This window comes from Dietzia sp. CQ4 (assembly GCF_014145125.1).
Taxonomy (GTDB): Bacteria; Actinomycetota; Actinomycetes; order Mycobacteriales; family Mycobacteriaceae; genus Dietzia; species Dietzia natronolimnaea.
In genome coordinates this window covers 1-3,797 of the sequence record NZ_JAALDZ010000189.1, presented here as the reverse complement: position 1 = coordinate 3,797, position 3,797 = coordinate 1, and the positions used below count along the sequence as shown (strand labels likewise).

Genomic DNA, 3,797 nt, shown 5'->3' with positions numbered 1-3,797 from the left:
GCGCTGACCGGCCCCGCCGCCCGGCCCGCCGCCCGGTCCGCGGCCCGGCCCGCGGCATCGAGAAGAGCGTTCCGCACACCCGCCTCTCGGCCGATGTGTGCGGAACGCTCTTGGCGAGGGGACCGGTTCGCTCAGATCGCCAGCGCCGACGTCACCTCGTGGGCGGCGGTGTCGTCGGAGGCGCCCGAGTGGGTGACCCGGCCCGACTCCACCACGTAGAACACGTCCGAGGCCCTCAGGGAGAACCCCACGTGCTGCTCGACCAGCAGCACGGACAGGTCGCCGCGCGAGGCCAGGTCCACGATGATCCGCTCGATCTCGGCCACGACATTGGGCTGGATGCCCTCGGTCGGCTCGTCCAGCACCAGCAACCGCGGCTCGGTGATGAGCGCCCGGGCGATCGCCAGCTGCTGCCGCTGCCCACCGGAGAGCAACCCGGCCTTCCGATCCAGCAGCTCCTTGAGCGCCGGGAACAGGTCGAGCGACTCGTCGATGAGCGCCTTCCCCCGCTTGCGCCCGTCCGCCACGACCCGCAGGTTCTCGGCGGTCGTGAGCTGGGTGAACGACTGCTGACCCTGGGGCACGTAGCCGATTCCCAGCGCCACTCGGCCATGCGGTTTGAGTCCGGTGATGTCCTGGCCGTCGAAGGTGATCGTGCCGGCCTTGCACGGCAGCAGGCCGACGGCGGCCCGCAGCAGGGTCGTCTTTCCCGCCCCGTTGTGACCGAGCACCGCGGCCACGCCCCCGGCGGGGACCTCCAGGTCCACCCCGTGGAGCACCTCGGACCCGCCGTACCCGGCGCGGACGCCCGACATCTGCAGTAGTGCGCTCATTCGTCTGACTCCATCTCGGGTTCGGTACCGCTTTCCGGTTCGGTGCCGCTTTCCGGTTCGGTACCGTTTTCCGGCTCGGTACCGGTTTCCAACTCGGTGCCGGTGGCGGCCGCGGTGCCCAGGTACACCTGCTGGACATTGGGGTCGGCCTGGATCTCGGCGACCGTGCCCTCGGCCAGGACCTTGCCGGCCGCGAGGACGGTGACCGAGGTGGCGAAATCGCGCATGAAGTCCATGTCGTGCTCCACCACCACCACCGTGCGGTCGGCGGCGATGCGCTGGAGCAGTTCGCCGGTGGCCTTGCGCTCGTCCGCCCCCATGCCGGCGACGGGCTCGTCGAGGAGCATCACGTCGGAGTCCTGGACGAGCAGCATGCCGATCTCCAGCCACTGCTTCTGACCGTGGGCCAACACCCCGGCCTTGGTGCCGGCCAGGTGCTCGAGACCGATGGTGTCCAGCGCCTCGGAGACCACGGTCGCGCGGCCGCGGCGCCGACGGAGCAGGGTCACCCATCCCCGACCGGAGCCGGCCGCGATGTCCAGGTTCTGCTCCACCGTGAGGTCCTCGAAGATACTGGCCGTCTGGAAGGTGCGGCCGATCCCCATGCGCGCGATCTTGTGGGTCTTCATCCCCAGCACCGGTTGCCCGGTCTTGTCGACCGTCCCCGTCGCCGGGACCAGCCCCGTGATCGCGTCGACGACGGTGGTCTTGCCCGCGCCGTTGGGTCCGATGAGGAACTTGAGGTCTCCCTGGATCAGCGTCAGGTCCACCCCGTCGACGGCGCGGAACCCGTCGAACGAGACGGTCAGACCGCGGACCTCCAGGTAGGTCCGTCCCGTCGAGGCGCCCGCGCGGCCGCCTCCGGCCCCGGTCGAGTCGGTGGCCACAGCGGTGGGGGTCATGGGGTCTCCTCCGTGTTGGATCCGGTTGATCCGGTGGTGGCGGGGGTCGCGGGGCCGGACCCGGTGGACCTGCGGCGCCGGCGGATGACGAACAGGCTGGCCAGGCCGCCGGGCAGGAAGCCCACGACGACGATGAAGAGCACACCCTGCAGGTAGGTCCACTGCGACGGGTAGGCCTCGGAGAAGGTCGTCTGCGCCCAGGCCACGCCGATCGCTCCCAGGACCGGGCCGAGCAGGGTGGCCCGGCCGCCGATCGCGACGCCGATGAGGAACGCGATCGACGGGGCGATGCCGATCGCCGAGGGCGAGATGATCCCGACGATCGGGACGAACAGCGCGCCGGCGATCCCGGCGGCGAAGGCGGCGACCGCGTACGCCAGGGACTTGACCAGCGCCGGGTCGTACCCCAGGAAGCGGACCCGCTCCTCCTGGTCGCGGACGGCCACGAGCAGCTCACCGAAGCGCGAGTGCATGAACTGGCGCACCAGCAACACCACGCCGATGAGCGCGCCGCCGGTGATGAAGTACAGCATCTGGCGGTTGGCCGGATCCGACAGGGCGAAGCCGAAGAACCCGGTGAACCGGTTGAGCCCGTTGGAGCCGCCGAGCTCGGGTCGGCTGACCAGGAAGATCGCGGCGGCGGCCGCGAGGGCCTGGGACAGGATCGCGAAGTAGGCGCCCTTGACCTTGCGGTTGAACACCAGGTACCCGAACCCGAAGGCCAGCAGGGGTGGCAGGAGCAGGATCACCACGAGGGTGAAGATCGGCGAGGCGAACGGTTCCCAATACCCGGGCAGCGACCGCATCCCGGCGATCTGCATGAAGTCCGGCAGGGCGTCGGGACCGCCGCGGTCGCGGGCGTCGGCGAGCTTGAGGTACATCGCCATGGCGTACGCGCCGACGCCGAAGTACACGCCCTGGCCGAGCGTCAGCATGCCGCCCCGCCCCCACGCCAGCCCGATCCCGCTGGCGACGATGCCGAAGCAGAAGAACTTGGCCAGCAGGTTGAGCCGGAACTCGCTCAACAGGACGGGTGCGACGCCGAAGATGAGGATCGCGGCGACGGCGAGCGCCACCCAGAACACCCAACGGGGTCGTTCGCCCTCGGTGGTCAGCGCGCCGGGCAGGGGCAGACGAGGTGGCCGTCCCCGACGACCCGCGGCCGGCTCGGCCGGGTCCGGGGTGGTGGTGCCGATGGTGGCGGTGTCGGTCATGCCAGGCTCCTGGTCTTGACGGCGAACAGCCCCTGCGGGCGGATCTGGAGGAAGACGATGATCGTCACGAAGACGAGCACCTTCGCCACGGAGGCGGTCGTGGAGTATTCGAAGAACGAGTTGAGGATCCCCAGCGCGAAGGCCGCGATGACGGCGCCCCTCAGCTGACCGAGGCCCCCGACCACCACCACGAGGAAGGCGTCGATGAGGTAGGACTGCCCGATGGTGGGGCTCGTCGAACCGATGAGAGTCAGCGCCACGCCCGCCACCCCCGCGAGGCCGGAGCCGATGAAGAACGTGGTCAGGTCGCTGCGGCGTGAGTTGATGCCGGAGCTCTCGGCGAGGTCGCGGTTGAGGGTGACGGCCCGGATGCGCCGCCCCATCGGGGTGAACCGCATGGCCGCCATGAGTGCGGCGACGCACGCCACGGCCAGGAGGAAGATGAAGACCCGCGTGTACGGGACGGAGGCCCCGAGCAGGACCAGGTTCCCGCGGAGGAACGCGGGCACCTCGACGTTGACGGCGGGGGCTCCCCAGATGTCGCGCGCGATCTGTTGCAGCACCAGCCCGACGCCGAAGGTGACGAGCAGTGTGTCGAGCGGTCGGGCGTACAGCCGTCTGATGAGCGGCACCTCGAGGATCACCCCGAGCAACCCGCCCACCACGAACCCCGCCACGAGGGAGATCGCCAGCCCCGCACCGGAGGCGGCGACGAATTGTTGGATGACGTAGGCCGTGTAGCAGCCGGCCATGATGAACTCGCCGTGCGCCATGTTGATGACGCCCATCTGCCCGAAGGTCAGGGACAGGCCGAGCGCTGCGAGCAACAGGATCGAGCCGATGCTCAG

At 70.1% G+C, this 3,797-nt stretch carries 4 protein-coding genes; all 4 read right to left on the bottom strand.

Annotated elements, in window-relative coordinates; all coding sequences use genetic code 11:
* Nucleotides 1-131: 131 nt before the first annotated feature.
* Nucleotides 132-833 (bottom strand): urea ABC transporter ATP-binding subunit UrtE, encoded by a 702-nt coding sequence (urtE, locus tag G6031_RS11425; RefSeq protein WP_179523259.1) that lies wholly within the window; start codon nt 831-833, stop codon nt 132-134.
* Nucleotides 830-1,735, bottom strand: coding sequence for an urea ABC transporter ATP-binding protein UrtD (urtD, locus tag G6031_RS11420; RefSeq protein ID WP_241737311.1), 906 nt, complete (start codon nt 1,733-1,735; stop codon nt 830-832). The genes urtE and urtD overlap by 4 nt, the downstream gene beginning before the upstream one ends.
* Nucleotides 1,732-2,949, bottom strand: a complete 1,218-nt coding sequence (urtC, locus tag G6031_RS11415) for an urea ABC transporter permease subunit UrtC (RefSeq protein WP_182653327.1) — start codon at nt 2,947-2,949, stop codon at nt 1,732-1,734. Before urtC ends, urtD begins: the two co-directional genes overlap by 4 nt.
* Nucleotides 2,946-3,797 (bottom strand): urea ABC transporter permease subunit UrtB (gene urtB / locus G6031_RS11410; protein ID WP_182653326.1); only part of this gene is annotated, 852 nt, incomplete at its 5' end. The genes urtC and urtB, both read right to left, overlap by 4 nt.

What these genes read in the sequence shown, in the direction of transcription:
- urtD (WP_241737311.1), bottom strand. Translation starts at nt 1,735, where the DNA reads ATGACCCCCACCGCTGTGGCCACCGACTCGACCGGGGCCGGAGGCGGC.
- urtC (WP_182653327.1), bottom strand. Translation starts at nt 2,949, where the DNA reads ATGACCGACACCGCCACCATCGGCACCACCACCCCGGACCCGGCCGAG.
- urtE (WP_179523259.1), bottom strand. Translation starts at nt 833, where the DNA reads ATGAGCGCACTACTGCAGATGTCGGGCGTCCGCGCCGGGTACGGCGGG.